Source organism: Rhizobium sp. BK379 (genome assembly GCF_014193955.1).
Classification (GTDB): Bacteria; Pseudomonadota; Alphaproteobacteria; order Rhizobiales; family Rhizobiaceae; genus Rhizobium.
In genome coordinates this window covers 70,032-85,773 of sequence record NZ_JACIAD010000007.1, presented here as the reverse complement: position 1 = coordinate 85,773, position 15,742 = coordinate 70,032, and the positions used below count along the sequence as shown (strand labels likewise).

The following is a 15,742-nucleotide window of genomic DNA, read 5'->3' as shown; positions in this document are numbered from 1 at the left end:
GTCTCCATTCCGCGGACAATCGCACGGCCAACGAGCGTGCAGCGGATGCAGGCTGAATTGTTCAGGCCCTGGTTGCTCAGGTATTGTGCATCTGAAAGCAGGAAAAGCGGAGCCTGCAATTCGGCTACATCCCATCGGCTAGTTCTGTAGCCATTTGGCTGTGATGGCGTCGGCGCTCTTTAAGCGAGTTTGCCAGCGTCAGATCCGCCTTCCGGTTGGAGGCCCGGCATCCTGCACTCCGCTCGCGCCGCCGCTCATGAGAGTCTCTCAGCGCGGGAAAAGGGCGCATTTGCGGGGCGCAGCCTGATGAGAACCCTGCAACTGAGCCAGCTCCTTCTGATGGCCTGTGCATCGAAAAGCGGTAGGACACAGGCATGATCATAACAACTCCATCTCCCGCCATGCGACCAAGTTCACACCAAATAACGTCGCGCAGAATCGAAGTATACATCCAAAAGAACGTCTCCGAATATCTAGATGGTTTAAAGTTTAAATCGCAGGCAATATTTGCAGGCGGTTGTATTGGCTGGCGGTGGCTTCCTGAATACCCACACCGTAGGGAAAAGCCGTAGAAGGAACTCGGACGAAACGAAGTAAACGAAGTAGAAGGAGTGATATCAATGCCTATTCCACAATTGTCTGACACGATCTATCTCCACAACCCTGATGCGGGTGACGCAAATGCCGGCAACGGCGGCGATGGCATCAACCATGGCAATATCGACTACAACCCGGTTGCTTATGTAGATCCCGTTCAAACGGTCTACGGGGCAGATACCCATCTGCACAACGGCGATCACGTTTGGCAGGGGGCAGATTGGGACGCTGGCGGCGGTGGACCCGGCGGTTTCAGCCAGGCCCAGAACGGCTTCCTGGCATCGCTCACCAGCGGCGCCGGCGGCGCAGGGGGAGCGGCTACCTCCAACGGCAGCCAAGGAAACACGAGCGGCGGCGATACGGCTACGGTGAATGCGGCTACGACTGCAACACAGTATACCCAGCTCGTGGCCGATCAGCATGCCACCATCCTGGCAGGCGTCGGCGGCAACGGCGGCAACGGTAACAACGCTCTCGGCGGGGACATCTCGTCAGCAGTGGTTCACACAAATCCCGAAACGACGACGGTGAACAATGCTCTCGATCATTTCATAAACGCCTTCGGCCATATCGACGTCAGCCATCTCGGCTCGTGAACTCAATGCTCTGAGGGTCGCCGGCTTCGGCTGGCGACCCTCCTGTATTGCTGAACCGGCAAGCAGCCTCTTCGTGTCAGTATCAAATGCAGCGAGATCTGATAATGGCAACGATTTCCATAAAACCATTGCGCCCGCAGACCCACCTCGTTGTTGCGCTCCGAGCTTGCGCCGGCGCCTTCGGGTTGGTCTTCCTCTATAGCTGCGGATACAATCTCTTTCTTCTTGCGCCTTCCATCTATCTCTTGCAGATCTATGACAGGGTCTTGTCGAGCCGGAGCGCCGACACGCTGCTGATGCTGACCCTGATCATCGCCGTTGCGGTCCTGGTCGGGTCGATGCTGGATATCGTGCGCAGGGCAGCTCTTTCGCGCATCGGCAGCTGGCTGGACCATAGGCTGCGGCCCATGGTGCTCACCGCATCATTCGAATATGCCACTCTTGCCGATACGGGAGCCGCCACGGAGTGCTACCGGGATCTGGCCGCATTGCGCCAGTTTCTCGATTCACCGGCCAGTTCCCTCTTTTTTGACGTTCCCTGGGCGCCAGTATTCCTGCTGCTGCTCTTTCTCGTTCATCCGCTGCTCGGGACCATCGGTCTTCTGAGCGCAGTTGCACTTCTGCTGTTTGCGTTCCTGACGGAAGTGGCGACGAAAGAGCCGCTTACCCAAGCCAATTTTGCGCTTTCGAGCAGCTATATCCGATTTGCGACCGCCCTCAAGAACATCGAGGTGATCAGGGCGATGGGCATGCAGGATGGCGCTGCACAGATCGTCTATCGCGATGCAGAAATGGGAAGAAAGGCGCTGGACGTCGCGATGCATCGGACAGAAATCATTCTTGGTTTCTCCAAATCGATCCGCACGCTCGCGCAGATCCTCATGATGGGATCGGCGACATGGCTGGTGCTCGTAAACAGCGGCAGTCCCGGCATCATCTTCGTTGCGAGCCTGCTGCTCGGGCGCGGGCTCGCACCAATCGAGGGCGCAATCGGGGCATGGCGCTCCTTCACGTTTGCGCGCAATGCCTTCAATCGCTTGAACAGAATGCTGATAACAGTTGCGTCGGAACACGACGGGAGAATAGTGCCGGTTCCGGAGCCTAACGGCCTCGTTCTCGATAATGTCAGCTATGTCAGGCCATTCGCCGATCGACCGATATTGACCGGTATCACCCTGCGCCTGGCACCTGGCGATTGCGTAGCGCTGATCGGTCCGTCGGGATCGGGAAAATCAACGCTCGGTCGCGTCATAGCCGGCGTCGTGCCGGCCACGAGCGGATGTGTTCTTCTCGGCGGCGTGGATATCTCGACCCTGCGCCTTTGCGGGGGAACCCGCCATGTCGGATACCTGCCCCAAGACATCGAACTCTTCGGCGGAGCGATCAAGGATGTGATCGGCCGGCTGGACGGAGGAGATCCCGGCAAGGCGATCGACGCCGCAAAGCTGGTCGGATTGCACGAAGCGATCATGCGGCTTCCCCGGGGCTACGAGACCGATATCGGCGAAGGGGGAAACCTGCTCCTTCGGGCTCAGCGCCAACAGCTGGGACTGGCGCGCGCAGCCTATGGAAATCCATCTCTCATCATTCTCGACGATCCGAATTCGAGCCTGGATTATGAAGGCGAACGCATGCTGTTCACGGCGATCGAGCGCATGAAATCCCGAGGGATGACCGTCATCATCATAACGCACCGGATGGGGATCCTGCCGGTTACCAACAAGATTGCCATCATGCGCAACGGGACGGTGGCGGCCTTCGGCGACAGCGACCGTATCTACGATACCTATCTTCAGCCACCATCTCGAACAGGAACATAGGGAAGGATGCCGCCGTGACCTTTGTTCAGTTGGACGCAGCGCTGGCGAGATTTTCAGACCTGTCGAAGACGGGTTTGCGGTTGGCTCACCGATCGACAGCGCCAGCCAGACGACAGGCAGGCTCTTTCCCGGTCATCGATCCGAAACAGCGCGGGCCCGCGCCGCCCTCGCCCATGCCCGGGCTCAGAGGCGTTGTCTGGACGGGCAACCTTTTGATCCTGGTCTTCATCGTCGGATTGGGTATCTGGTCGGTTCTGGCGCCGCTGAAAAGTGCTGCGGTCGCATCGGGGGTTATCGAACCGGAAACCAGCCGCAAGACCATTCAGCATTTGGAAGGCGGGATCGTGCGTCGGATCCTCGTGAAAAACGGCGATGCGGTCATGGGCGGGCAGATCGTGATAGAGCTCGACGACACCAAGTTCCGCTCGGAGCGCGACAGCATTCAAGGGCAGCTCTGGGACGCCGAAGGAAGCCGTGCGCGCCTTCTCGCGGAGCAGACAGGGGCCGACCATGTCACCTATCCCGGGGATCTCAGGGCAGCAATGGAGAGATATCCCTCGGTCGGCGCGATCCTGACCGGGCAGCAGAAAATCTTCGAAGCCCGCCGCCGGGTCATGCAGGCGGAAATCCAGATCGCCAATGAAAAGATCGCGCAGGTGCGGCAGGAAATCGCCGGACTTGGCGCGCAGAAGGCGGCGCTGGCCGGCAGAACCGCAATCTCGAGCGAGGAGATGGATCAGGTTACGACCCTCAACGCCAAGGGGCTGGAAAAAAAGAGCAGGCTTCTCAACCTCCAGCGGGAAAAGGCAGATCTCGATGGCCAGGAGGGGCAGGTCGAGGCGCAGATCTCTCGCGCATACCAGGTGATCAGCGAGTCCGAGGCCGATATCGCAAAGCTTGAGAGCGACCGGTTGAGCGAAGTCGCCCAGGGCATGCGCGATACGGAAAGCCGGATCATGCAATTGCGCGAGCGCTTGCGGGCGATCGACGACCAGCTTGCAAGAACAGATATCCGGGCTCCAGAAGATGGAACGATCATGAACCTGCGCATCCACACGGCCGGTGGCGTGGTCGGCGCGGGCGAACCGCTCGTCGATCTCCTGCCGCGCTCCGATCGCCTCATCGTGTCCGTCCACGTCAGACCGGAAGACATGAACCTCGTCCGTGCGGGGCTCGAGGCACAGGTTCACCTCCTTCCCTACAATCAGCGGCGCGTCCCGCTCCTGAAAGGTCGTGTCGAATATGTATCGGCCGACCGTCTCATCGATCAGCAGAGCGGCCAGCCCTATTTTGCCGCAACGATCCGTGTAACGGACGAGCGGCTGGCGAAAATGAGAAATGTCGAACTGGTCGCCGGCATGCCCGCACAGACACTGATAGAAACGGGCCAAAGCAGCGTGGCGCTCTATGCCGTCAGACCACTCCTCGACAGTTTCAACAGAGCATTTCGCGAGGACTGACCGGTGATGGGCAAGAGAAAATTCGATGACGACCAGATTACGGGCATTCTGAAGGAACACCAGGCCGGGGTTACGGTAGCGGATGTCTGCCACAGGTATGGTATCAGCGAGCCGACCTTCTATCGGTGGCAGTCCCTGCAATTCGGTAATGTCAGTCTCTACGCCAAAAAAATGCGAGCGCTGGAGGAAGAGAACCAGAAGCTCAAGAAGCTTTTGGCGGAAGCCATGCTCTCGGCAGCAACGCTGAGCGAGATGCTGGCCAAGACCTCGAGAAGTTGAAGTTAACTTCTAGACAGAGGCCTTGCTTACCCTATTGGTGCGGTCCAAGATCCCGCTTGCCAGCCGATCTATGCTAGCGGAAATCCCGTTTCAATCTCCTCCTCGGGACGGCGGCGGACCAGAACGAGACCACTACATCCCCTTTCCTACGGCTCAGCGTCGATGACGCCACTCCATATTCTGAGACTACGCACTTAGCTCTCTCGCACAGCTACACTTTTAGATATATATTGAGGACGGCGCGGCGATTGACACGCCTGCCGAAGGTTGTGTTGCTCGCGTGGAAGGAGATTTGAACATTTTTAATCATCGCTACCTAAATTAGAAAATTCATACATATATTGTGGCGGCGTTCAGTTGCGGTGATCGTTCTCAGGGAAATTCGACCATGGAGAGCTCAGACATGCGTAAAGCTCGTGCCGCAGGCACGGCTCCTGAAAATAGACAGGAACATGCCTCGAGTCCGATCGATAGGCTTTTGTTCTTTGACCGCGATTTCAATCCGATTGGAAATTTGCCGGGCGATGAACTGCCCGCCGCGCTTACACCCGCGATGTCGCTGTGGGAGCATTTTCCGGAGCTGGACAAATCGGCAACCACTCTGGCACTCCAGTCAATGGGCGAAGGTGTTCAGTCCCTGCGATTATCGGTCAATGTCAGCAAACCTGGTTCGCAACGACTGACCATCTTTCAGATCGGCAATATGTACGCCGTTGTTCGATCCGGCGATCGCCTTGATGACGAACGGGCAACCCTACTGCATCTGGCCACCCATGATCCGTTGACGGGCCTGCCCAATCGACGCCAGTTTGGCGAGGATCTCGCAACGTCGTTGACGGAAATAATTGCCTCCGGCGAGACCTTGTCTCTGATGCAGCTTGACCTCGACGACTTCAAGCCCGTGAACGACACGCTGGGGCATCCGGCCGGGGACAAGCTTCTTCAACTTGCTGCCAGCCGTATTCAAGGATGCCTTGCGGAAGACGACAGGGCCTATCGCCTCGCGGGTGACGAATTCATGGTCATCTCCATGGGCCCGGGACATCCGCTCAAGGGTCACCAACTGGCGGAAGCCATTGTTTCGGAATTTCAAAAACCCTTCACTATCGATGGCATCGCGGTGTTTGTCGGTAGCAGCGTTGGTGTCTCGACCGCCCCACCGGATGGCGCCAGTCCCGAGCAACTTATGAAGGCATCCGACGTCGCACTCTACGCGGCGAAGAAAGAAGGTCGCGGTCGCGCAAAATCGTTTGATCCTTCAATGCTTGAATTGCTGGAGCAGCGCGAACTGCTGCGCCGCAGCCTTCGAATGGCCTTGGCAAAACACCAATTCTCGATGGAATACCAACCGATCGTGGAGGCCAGTACCATCGTCGGTTTCGAAGCGCTTCTGAGGTGGCACCACCCCTTGCTCGGAAGTATTCCTCCAAGCACCTTCATTCCGATGGCCGAAGCAGATGGCTTGATGCCGGAAATAGGTGCATGGGTTTTGGAACAGGCCTGCCGGGAAGCGATGAACTGGCCTCAGAACTACATCGTCGCCGTCAATGTATCGGCGGCTGAATTCCTGACAAATGGCCTTACCGATCGGATTTCTCAAACGCTGGATCTTGTCGGATTTCCGTCGGATCGCCTTGAGCTCGAAATAACCGAAAGCGTTCTGCTCGAGCGAACCGTCAACAACATCGACACCCTCAATACTCTCAATGTGCTCGGCATCAGAATCGCCCTCGACGACTTCGGGACAGAGTATTCATCCCTCAGTTATCTAAAGACCTTCCCTTTCGACACGATAAAGATCGATCGGTATTTCATTACGGATCTCGAGAGCGATTTCAAAAGCCAGGCAATCGTCCGCTGTGTCGTTGAGCTTGCTCATGGCCTCCACATGCGCGTGACCGCCGAGGGGGTTGAGACGGAACAGCAGGCGGAATGGTTGCGCAAAGCGGGATGCGACAGGCTGCAAGGCTATTTGGTCAGCAGACCGCTGCCAATCGCGGCGATAAGCGAATTTATCCATCGGACGACAACATCTCAAAGCCGCGCAACATCGTGAGTGCGAGCGTTGCAGCGCGTTTCAAGGACGGCAAGCGCCATCCAGGTACAACGGAGGATGTATTGGAAGAGATAGCATCAAGCATCGATCACCATCCATTCGCCCTCATGCTGTCGCTGGAAATGGACGTCGCGCTGGTGAAATCCGAATGGAGATTTTGCGACAGAATTACCGAATATCTCTCTGATATCCTTGGCCAGGGCCAGAGCGATCCCGCCCGATATTCGAATTTTCTTTCGGTCGCGGCGAACGAACTTGTTGAGCTTGCTTTCCGCTGGTCGGGTCAATCAGGTTTGATGAGTTTCAGCCTCCATCGAAACGCAACGACAAATCGCCTGACAATTGAACTCCCGTATCAGGATATGTCCGGTGGCCGTCACACAGAGACGAGATTGATCGAGGCCCGGCCTGACCTCGTCGTTGAAGCAGGAGACGACAAGGTGTCCACGGCCGGCACGACGGCGCTGCTAGAAGATTTGGCTACAATATTTCGCACAGCGATCCGGATCGAGACGGACGGTGTGCGGAGCACGAAGATCGTCGCGGATTTTCCCTTGGCCGAGGATTTTCGATGAACCACGCAGCACCCTTCTCGGTTCTTTTTGATCCGACAAACCAGGAGGTGGTCCTGTCCGGCAAGATACGGCCAGAACGTGCTGCAGAAATTGCCGATGCCCTGTCGCTGGTGCAGCAAAGTCTGGAGAGGTACAGCGGGGTCGTTTACCTCAATGTCAAACGTCTGACGCATATCAACATGACCGCCTTTTCGGCCCTCGCAGATATCCTTGCGGAAAGCTGCCGGACGAGGCCGGAGCGGAAGATCGTCATTGTAACCTCAAGCGTGATGGAATGGTCGACCCCGGTTTTTGAAAAGCTGGCAAAACACCACCCCAACTTGACGGTGGCGGTTTATGACTCGGCATTTTATCCGGGTCAGAGCTTCGTGGAGGACGAGGCGTTCATTCCCATTCTCCGTACTCAGACCAAAATGACCTGGAGGCATGAGAAGGAACTATTGCCTCGTCACGGTCTGCGTAGCGGTCTCGCTGTTGCGGACATCTGCTGCGGGATTGGTGATTTCGCAGCCTTGGTTCAACGGGAATTCAAGCCGTCCCGCCTTGTTGCGCTCGATCACTCGGTGCGCAGCCTGGAATACGCCCGGAGAGTGGCTGCGGACTTCGATTTGAAAGAAATCGAATACACTTATGGCGACGCGTCCCAGATGCTGCTTCGGGACAATCAATTCGACTTTGTGACGTGCCGGCATTCTCTCCAGATTTTCGATCGTCCGGAGATGCTGCTGCGCGAGCTCTATCGCATCTGCAAGCCCGGCGGTCGCGTCTATATTACCAACGAGAAAAACTCTCATTGCCTGGGGGAGCCGCATGCGGAAACGATCAGGTGGACATATGAAGAAGTCGCCAGACTGTTCAGCTACTTCGACATGGATGTCGAGATGGGGCCGAAAAGCCGCCATCTGCTTGCCGACGCCGGCTTTGACGCGATCAAGGTCGATGCTTTCATGGTAACGAACCTCGACGGCGATCCCCAGGACTTCGCCGACATCATCGAAGCCTGGGAAAACGTCTATGCAGGCCAGATGGCTGTCCGGCGGGGGGATACGCCGGAGTTCATTCGCAGGTTCAGGCAGGGGTTTAAAGACCACGTTTTCGCGGCCCTTCATCCGAAGGGCTATGCGGGCTGGCCGATCTGGGCGGCGTCCGGCCGAAAGCCAGCATGATGGGCGGAAGATTTTCGAAAAGACCGATAAAGCTGGGCTCGTTCCGTGCAAAGTTCATATTGGTCGTCGGCGGAGCAGTCCTGTTCGATCTGCTGGTGAGCGGAGGATTGGCACTCTGGAATGTGCAACGGCTGTCACGCGACGCAACGCTGGAGGTCGGGCAAGGCCTCGAGGCAGCAAGCCAGGAATATATCGTGACATATGCCGACTCCACTGCTGCCCAGGTCAGTTTGTTGTTTCGGCAGGTCCACAGCGATGTTGGCGAGCTGGCTGGCGTGCTTCAGGCACAAATCGACAATCCGCAGCGCAATTCCGACGTCGGCGCAGCAATCGCCCGAACCTCTCCCGGCGCCGTGAACCTCGCTTATGACCAGAAGGGCAACTGGTCTCAAAACGCTCCGGGCTCGGTCTCCGTTGTGAGTGTCTGGGGCTACCTGCTGAGGCCCGACCACAGTCCCAGACCTGATGTCGAAGCCGACATCCAGACGAGTGCGGTTCTCGACATCGTAGCGCCGAGTTTGCTGCAGCACGGTTCTTCCAAGCTCCAGATGTATTACATTGGCCCGAAGGAAAGGCCGATTTTCAGAACCGCACCATATACGGACCAAGCCCAGACTTTCGATCGTCTCTATCCCGGTCACAACAATGAAAATTTCTGGCACTTCTTTTTTCCCGGGCTCTACGAGTCTTGGCAGGGCTGGGCCGCCAATATGAATTCGCGGCCGGTCGCAGAGGATATCACGCAGACAGCGCCATATACCGATGCGATTACCGGGAAGCTCATCGTGAGTTTCTTTCATCCCCTATGGACAGCCGACAGGAAGGACGTCGCCGGCGCCGCTGGCGCGGACATCACGCTCGACCAACTCGCGCAGACCGTTGAAAACGTTAAAGTGGCCCAATCCGGGTTTGGTCTTCTCGCAATGTCCGACGGGAACGTCGTCGCGATCAACCATACAGGCGAGGAAACTCTGGGCCTGCGATCCGCGAGCGATGCGAGCGGCACAGGCGTGACAGGGCTGGAGCGGTCGTTGAAGGGAAGTTCACAGCCCGAAATTGCGAAAATGGCACTGGACCGCGAACAGGGCATTCAGCACCTGTTGTTGGAACGAAACGGGCAAAAAGTTCCCTACATCGTGATCGTGAAGAAACTCCCTGCGACCAATCTCTGGTCCAGCGGCCCGGTCCGTCAAGAGGCGATGTCCCTCGTCCTGGTCGTCCCCGAGCGGGAAATCGATGCTTCCCTGTATGCCGCACAAGCCAAGATTTCCGAGGCCACGAACCGCATCGTGCTCTATCAGATCCTGGCAATCGCGATGTCGCTGGCGATCGTCACCATCGCGGTGCTTGCAGCATCAAAGCGAATAACGAGCGGTATCAGTGCTCTCGCCGATGCCGCGAGAAGGATCCAGACGAAGGATTACTCGGTACGGGTTGCCATCGCCAGCAGAGACGAGGTTGGCGAGGCCGGGGAAGCATTCAACAGGATGGCCGAAGAGATCAGCTTTCACACTGAAAATCTCGAGCAACTCGTCGAGGAGCGAACGGCGCAGATCGAGGATGCAAAGGAAGAGATTTCCACGTTGAACGCTCAGCTTCAGCGAGAAAATCGACGGCTTGGGACGGAACTGGCCGTCGCCGAGAGAATCCAGCTGATGGTGCTGCCGTTGCATCAGGAGCTCGACGAAGTGCAGGCGCTGGAAATAGCGGCATATATGAGACCCGCCGAGGAGGTCGGTGGCGACTATTACGATGTTTTGAAAAGCGGCCATCGCCTGAAAATCGGCATTGGCGACGTCGCCGGGCACGGGCTCGAAAGCGGAGTCTTGATGTTAATGGTTCAGTCGGTCGCTCGCGCGCTGCAGGAGGCAGGCAATGCCGATGCAGTCAAATTTCTCACCGACCTTAATAATGCGCTTTTCAAGAATATCGTGAGAACCAAGATCGACAAGCACCTCACTTTGGCGTTCCTTGATTACGATGGAAAAGAAATGATCCTGTCCGGCCAGCACGAAGAGGTGATCGTTATACGGACGAACGGTGAGATCGAGCGTATTGATACGATGGATCTGGGAATACCGATCGGGCTGCAGGCCGACATTTCCGAGTTCATCAAGACGCGCAGGATAACGTTCGAGAAGGGCGACCTCATTCTTCTCCACACAGACGGCGTGACGGAGGCCGAGAACGATGCTGGAGAACTGTTTGGCATTGAACGTCTGTGCCACGAGGCACTTCGCGTCAAGAACGAAAGTGCCGACAAAGTCGTCTCCGGAATCGTGGCGGCATTAATGCACTTTATCGGGTCACATAAGATCCATGACGACATCACACTTCTCGCAGTACGACACAGGTGATGCATGACACCGACGTTATATGGAATCGAAACTCTTGCAGGTGAGAACCTGGATGCAAGCACGCGTCTGACCTTGCACGACGGACCGCTTCAACTCGGGTGGAAACATTCGGGCATGACTTCGGACTTTATCGCAGAAGTTATGGCGCTGCCCTATTCCCACTCGAAGAGAGACTACACGCAAGCCCATCACGACATCGGCTATCTCAGCAACGAGCTGATCGAAAATGCCGTAAAATTTCGACGGCCAGGAGAAATCCTCATCGAAGCCGGAATATCCGACGGATGCTTTTTCATGAGGATAACGAACAACATCGATGGCGCATCGTCATCTCGTCTGCAGCAACTGCTGCACCGACTTCGCTCGACGGAACCTGGGGAACTCCTTCTGGAACGAATCGAAAGCAATGCCATATCCGAAGGGAGTGGCTCCGGTTTGGGTTTGCTCACCCTCTTAAGCGATTACGATGCAAAAATGGCGTGGGCATTCGAAGAGGCCGACGAGCACGAATTCAAACTGACGACGACAGCCTTGGTGGCTTTACCGCCCTCCTCCAATCTGTGAGCGAAAAATGGAAATCAGGGACGAAAACTTCCGTGTATGGGCTGAAAACAACGAAGTATATCTAGATGGTGTATTTCGGCTGGCAGGACCCGACGCCTACGCGCCTATTCATTCGATGATACTGGGGCTGCTCCATGGAGGTCACAAACAGGTAATATTCAACTTGACTGGCCTCGAGTTCCTCAACTCTTCCGGCATAAACCTGCTTGCCAAACTGACAATCGAGGCCAGGAAAATGGACGAGCTTCAGCTTGTTGTGAAAGGCACCAACCAATATCCCTGGCAAGCAAAATCGCTTCCGAATTTGAAAAAGCTGCATCCACTGGTTGATTTGCGCCTGGCGTAAAGTTTGCTGCTATCGGCGGAAAGGCATGACGACAGAAAACGAGCGATAGGTGCGCCGCGCATCGACCGAAGGCTATTTAGTGAAGACCTGGAAATGAGTTTCGGGGTTTTGCTATCAGATCGTGAAATGAACCTCTCCTAAGGCTGGGCATATATCTCAGATCCATCAAGCCAATCCTGTTTTCCTGCATACCCGCGGCTCGACGCGTGACCTCGTGATAAGCGCAAATGCATCGGCCCGAGGCTCACCCGACCGGTCGGACTGGCCGACCGGTGAGAGCGCAAGACCGATGTTGGTGTGATGCATTCTCCTGCGCCAAGAACGCCCTGATCAACTATTTCAGCGAGCGAATTCCAGCAAAAAGCGGGCCGAGGCCTTCCGCTATCGTCAGGTGCACGATTACCGCTTCGCGAAGCTGAGTATAGGGCAGTCCGCCCATCATTGCCGTTTGAACCACGGCCATGACCTCTCCGGCTTCGGAGCCGATCATCGTAAAACCCAGGATGCGATCATCATTCGCGCCTACAATAGCTTTCATGAAGCCTTGCGTCTCCTCGGTTGCTTCGGTGCGCAGCACATTTCCCATTGGCAGTGTCGCGACCCGATAGGCGATGCCCAGGCGCTGGGCTTCGCTTTCGCTCATGCCGACACGGGCAAGCGGAGGATCCGTAAACATCACATAGGGGATCTGGCGAGCGTCGGTGCGACGATCGCCTCCCGCCATGTTGTCACGAACGATGCGGAAATCATCGACGGACACATGCGTAAACTGCGGACTGCCGGCGCACTCGCCGATCGCCCAGACGCCGTCTTTCGTAGCTTCCAGACGTTCATTGACGCGAATGAATCCGCGAATATCCAGTTCGACACCGGTCTTCTCAAGTCCGATGTCGGCCGTGTTTGGAACCCGACCGGCAGCCACCAGCAAGTCGCTGCCTTCGACGGTCCGGTTCCCGGCGTCGGTTTGAATTTCGACAACAACAGCATCCCCAGACAAGCCCCGCACCTGTGTCGGCCTGACGCCCAGGACGACTTCGATACCTTCTGAGGCAAGTATGCGCTGTATCTCCGCGGCGACGTCAGCATCCTCCCGAGCCATCAACCGCTGCGATGGTTCGATAATGGTCACCCGGCTACCGAAGCGGCGGTATGCCTGCGCCATTTCAATACCCACATAGCCTCCTCCGAGCACGATCAGATGAGACGGCAGATAATCGAGCTCGAGAGCCTCGATATGTGTCATTGCGCGCGCTGCCGGCAGGCCAGGGATATCCGGTATCGCAGCATGACTGCCGACATTCACCACCACCTGATTGCCGGAAAGCCTGCGCTGACCGCCATCATTCAAGCTGACTTCGATGGTCTTCGGCCCGACGAACTTTCCCTCCCCCATGATGAGTTCGGCACCGCTTGCCTTATAGGCATCAAGGTGAAACGCGATCTCCCGATCGACCATCGCTTGCTTGCGCCGGCGGACGGCCGCCATATCGACGCTGACTGGTCCGGTCGCGGTACCGAATTCGGCCGCGTGCTGAACCAGATGAGCAACTCGCGCGCTCCAGATCTCGTTTTTGCTGGGCAGACAGGCGACCGCCGGGCAGGAACCGCCGACCCACCTTCTTTCGACAACCGCAACTTTCTGACCGGAACGAGCCAGGTGCCAAGCGAGCAATTTACCGCCCTGGCCGCTGCCAAGGATCAGAGTGTCGAAATTCTCAATATCAGGCATGGGACTCTCCGTGAGCTGGCAGCAGCCGAGCGCTTCGAAGGCGATCTGCTTCTGCAATGACGATAGGAGCAGGTTATAATGGCGGCGTGATTTGATTAATGCCGATTTAGCTCATATTCATGCTCGATCAACTCATCTTGGAGGGATCGACATGTCACAAGGCATCGATTGGCTCAGTCGTCTGCTCGAAATGATGCCGGTCACCGGCAAGCTGGAGCTTCACTGCCTTTACGGTGCACCTTGGCGGGTTGCCTATGAACAAGGCCCCGTCCAGGACATCGTTTATCACGTGATATTGAGCGGCGAGGCATGGTTGAATGATGGCGACGGCAACAGAGAACAGTGCCTCACGCCCGGCGACATTCTGCTGGTTCCCGCTGGAGCGCCTCACGTTCTGACGGATGGCAGCGGCGCCGAGCCGGGGAAGGCGACGCAGAGGCAAGGGCTGAATGTGGTGATCAGCGAGAATGCCGGCCAAGGCGAACGGCTGGACATGCTTTGTGGCCGCTTCGTGCTTGCCTCACCGCATGACCGACTGCTGGGGACTTACTTACATTCCCGGATGATCGTACGGGGGACGTCTAAATCAGCGACGTCACCACAATCCGTGACGCGTCAACAGATGGAGGCCCTGGTGGCGCTCATGCGGGCCGAGGCGAACGTCGAGGGGATTGGCGGTCAGGCGATGCTGAATGCGTTTTCAGCAGCGCTGTTCACGCTGGCGCTCCGGTTGGCAAGTCAATCCCATGACGCACCACTAGGTCTGGTCGCCCTTGCAAGCCATGTCAGGCTCGCTCCTGCGCTCAACGCGATCTTCTTCGAACCCGCCCGCCCATGGACGCTTTCGAAACTGGCAAGCCTCTGCAACTTGTCTCGTGCAAGTTTGGCGCGCTACTTCCAGAGCAGTTTGGGCCGTTCCGCTACCGACCTTCTCCAAGACGTTCGCATCACGCTCGCTGCGAATGCGCTGCGGGTGCAGACGACATCGACCGCTGCAGCAGCCGATCTGGCCGGTTATCGATCTGAAGCTGCCTTCCAGCGCGCCTTCAAGCAGCATCTGGGATTGACCCCAGCCCAATGGCGCGCCTCGCGGATGGCCAAAGAGACGGCGGACACGGACGATGCATCCGCCACCGCCCCTCAACGAGGCCGGCATAAACGGCTTCGGAATGAGTCGAAAGAAGCCTGAACTGTTCCAGCATTTTCCGAGGAATATCAGTCTCTCAGCGCCAACCGACAGCCGCATGCCAATGACGCCCTTTGCGACGACGAGACACCTTTGGTCGAAGCGGCAACCACCTGTCCCGACTAAGAATTAACTGGCGCCAGCACGAAATCGTGCTCGACCTGCCAGAATTTCCCCTCGAAGCCGAGTTCCCTGGCGTGCGCGGGATCCTCAGTCAATCTGAAGTCGGCGAGAAGGCTCTCCTTGACGCCAAACACCGCGTCCGAACGGATATAGGGATCGTCGGGATCAAAGATATGTGTGACGAGCGTCTCGAACCCTTCCGCTTTGATGATGTAATGCAGATGCGCCGGCCTGTAGGGGTGACGGCCGAGCGCGCCCAGCATCTGCCCAACCGGTCCGTCATCGGGAATCGGATAATATTTGGGCTTGACCGCGCGGAACCAGTAGCGCCCGTCCTCACCCGTTCGGAAGACGCCGCGCAGATTGAAATCCGGCTGAATGCCCTGCTGCTGCACGTCATAGAAACCTTCGTCATTGGCCTGCCAGACATCGAGAACGGCGCCGGCGATCGGCTTGCCGTCGGTATCCAGTATGCGGCCGCTGATGACCATGTCTTCGCCCTTGTGGTCTAGGCAGATATTGGCGCCCATAGGCAATTCCGGCGCGTCCGCGACGTGGAACGGTCCGAGCACGGTGCTTTCCGAGGCGCCGGTAGGTTTGCGATTGTTGATCGCGTCGACCAGCATCGAAACACCGAGCACATCTGACAGCAAAATGAATTCCTGCCGCCAGTCGGTGCAAGTATGGCCGGTGCGCGTGAGGAAGAGGATCGCATCCATCCACTCCTCCTGCGTCGGCTCGAGTTCCTTCACCGCCTCGTGGAGCTTGCGGGTGACAACCTCCATGATCTGCTTCAGCCGGTCGCTCTTTGCCCCCGCATTGCGGCTTATGACGACATCGACGGAATTCTCCTCGGTGAAATAACCGTTTTCTTCAGCACCCATAACG

At 57.2% G+C, this 15,742-nt stretch carries 13 protein-coding genes; 11 read left to right on the top strand and 2 right to left on the bottom strand.

The window, feature by feature from the left end:
* Positions 1-620: 620 nt before the first annotated feature.
* The 10 genes from FHT93_RS26555 (at position 621) to FHT93_RS26510 (ending at position 11,816) form a co-directional block, all read left to right on the top strand.
* On the top strand, positions 621-1,193 hold the full coding sequence (locus FHT93_RS26555; RefSeq protein ID WP_112970376.1) for a PE-PGRS family protein: 573 nt from the start codon (positions 621-623) through the stop codon (positions 1,191-1,193).
* A 104-nt stretch (positions 1,194-1,297) separates the two neighbouring features.
* Positions 1,298-3,013 carry a type I secretion system permease/ATPase gene (locus tag FHT93_RS26550; protein WP_183850256.1) on the top strand — a complete coding sequence of 572 codons (1,716 nt, stop codon included), beginning with the start codon at positions 1,298-1,300 and terminating at the stop codon, positions 3,011-3,013.
* Positions 3,014-3,027: 14 nt separating this feature from the next.
* Positions 3,028-4,473, top strand: coding sequence for an HlyD family type I secretion periplasmic adaptor subunit (locus FHT93_RS26545; protein WP_183850254.1), 1,446 nt, complete (start codon positions 3,028-3,030; stop codon positions 4,471-4,473).
* Between the two features lie 6 nt (positions 4,474-4,479).
* Complete coding sequence (locus tag FHT93_RS26540; RefSeq protein ID WP_112545414.1) at positions 4,480-4,752, top strand: transposase; 273 nt, start codon at positions 4,480-4,482, stop codon at positions 4,750-4,752.
* 403 nt (positions 4,753-5,155) lie between these two features.
* Positions 5,156-6,808: a bifunctional diguanylate cyclase/phosphodiesterase gene (locus tag FHT93_RS26535; RefSeq protein ID WP_113117006.1), complete on the top strand. Its 1,653-nt coding sequence runs from the start codon at positions 5,156-5,158 to the stop codon at positions 6,806-6,808.
* Positions 6,809-6,870: 62 nt separating this feature from the next.
* Positions 6,871-7,383, top strand: coding sequence for a hypothetical protein (locus FHT93_RS26530; protein WP_183850252.1), 513 nt, complete (start codon positions 6,871-6,873; stop codon positions 7,381-7,383).
* A complete protein-coding gene (locus FHT93_RS26525) occupies positions 7,380-8,549 on the top strand; it encodes a class I SAM-dependent methyltransferase (protein WP_113146467.1) in 1,170 nt (389 codons plus the stop codon). The genes FHT93_RS26530 and FHT93_RS26525 overlap by 4 nt, the downstream gene beginning before the upstream one ends.
* Positions 8,546-10,906: a SpoIIE family protein phosphatase gene (locus FHT93_RS26520; RefSeq protein ID WP_113014193.1), complete on the top strand. Its 2,361-nt coding sequence runs from the start codon at positions 8,546-8,548 to the stop codon at positions 10,904-10,906. The genes FHT93_RS26525 and FHT93_RS26520 overlap by 4 nt, the downstream gene beginning before the upstream one ends.
* Positions 10,907-10,909: 3 nt before the next feature.
* Positions 10,910-11,470, top strand: a complete 561-nt coding sequence (locus FHT93_RS26515; protein ID WP_113014191.1) for a hypothetical protein — start codon at positions 10,910-10,912, stop codon at positions 11,468-11,470.
* A gap of 7 nt (positions 11,471-11,477) precedes the next feature.
* Positions 11,478-11,816, top strand: coding sequence for a hypothetical protein (locus tag FHT93_RS26510; RefSeq protein WP_112545418.1), 339 nt, complete (start codon positions 11,478-11,480; stop codon positions 11,814-11,816).
* A gap of 334 nt (positions 11,817-12,150) precedes the next feature.
* On the opposite strand, the gene FHT93_RS26505 is transcribed toward FHT93_RS26510, so the two are convergent.
* A complete protein-coding gene (locus FHT93_RS26505; protein ID WP_113014646.1) occupies positions 12,151-13,545 on the bottom strand; it encodes an FAD-dependent oxidoreductase in 1,395 nt (464 codons plus the stop codon).
* Positions 13,546-13,696: 151 nt separating this feature from the next.
* Here FHT93_RS26505 and FHT93_RS26500 point away from each other — a divergent pair, with 151 nt between their 5' ends.
* Positions 13,697-14,734, top strand: coding sequence for an AraC family transcriptional regulator (locus FHT93_RS26500; protein WP_113014190.1), 1,038 nt, complete (start codon positions 13,697-13,699; stop codon positions 14,732-14,734).
* A 119-nt stretch (positions 14,735-14,853) separates the two neighbouring features.
* On the opposite strand, the gene FHT93_RS26495 is transcribed toward FHT93_RS26500, so the two are convergent.
* The gene (locus tag FHT93_RS26495; protein ID WP_113014189.1) at positions 14,854-15,738 is read right to left on the bottom strand and encodes an intradiol ring-cleavage dioxygenase; all 885 of its coding nucleotides are present in this window, start codon (positions 15,736-15,738) and stop codon (positions 14,854-14,856) included.
* Positions 15,739-15,742 lie beyond the last annotated feature (4 nt).

What these genes read in the sequence shown, in the direction of transcription:
- FHT93_RS26555 (WP_112970376.1), top strand. Translation starts at nt 621, where the DNA reads ATGCCTATTCCACAATTGTCTGACACGATCTATCTCCACAACCCTGAT.
- FHT93_RS26550 (WP_183850256.1), top strand. Translation starts at nt 1,298, where the DNA reads ATGGCAACGATTTCCATAAAACCATTGCGCCCGCAGACCCACCTCGTT.
- FHT93_RS26540 (WP_112545414.1), top strand. Translation starts at nt 4,480, where the DNA reads ATGGGCAAGAGAAAATTCGATGACGACCAGATTACGGGCATTCTGAAG.
- FHT93_RS26535 (WP_113117006.1), top strand. Translation starts at nt 5,156, where the DNA reads ATGCGTAAAGCTCGTGCCGCAGGCACGGCTCCTGAAAATAGACAGGAA.
- FHT93_RS26525 (WP_113146467.1), top strand. Translation starts at nt 7,380, where the DNA reads ATGAACCACGCAGCACCCTTCTCGGTTCTTTTTGATCCGACAAACCAG.
- FHT93_RS26520 (WP_113014193.1), top strand. Translation starts at nt 8,546, where the DNA reads ATGATGGGCGGAAGATTTTCGAAAAGACCGATAAAGCTGGGCTCGTTC.
- FHT93_RS26515 (WP_113014191.1), top strand. Translation starts at nt 10,910, where the DNA reads ATGACACCGACGTTATATGGAATCGAAACTCTTGCAGGTGAGAACCTG.
- FHT93_RS26510 (WP_112545418.1), top strand. Translation starts at nt 11,478, where the DNA reads ATGGAAATCAGGGACGAAAACTTCCGTGTATGGGCTGAAAACAACGAA.
- FHT93_RS26505 (WP_113014646.1), bottom strand. Translation starts at nt 13,545, where the DNA reads ATGCCTGATATTGAGAATTTCGACACTCTGATCCTTGGCAGCGGCCAG.
- FHT93_RS26500 (WP_113014190.1), top strand. Translation starts at nt 13,697, where the DNA reads ATGTCACAAGGCATCGATTGGCTCAGTCGTCTGCTCGAAATGATGCCG.
- FHT93_RS26495 (WP_113014189.1), bottom strand. Translation starts at nt 15,738, where the DNA reads ATGGGTGCTGAAGAAAACGGTTATTTCACCGAGGAGAATTCCGTCGAT.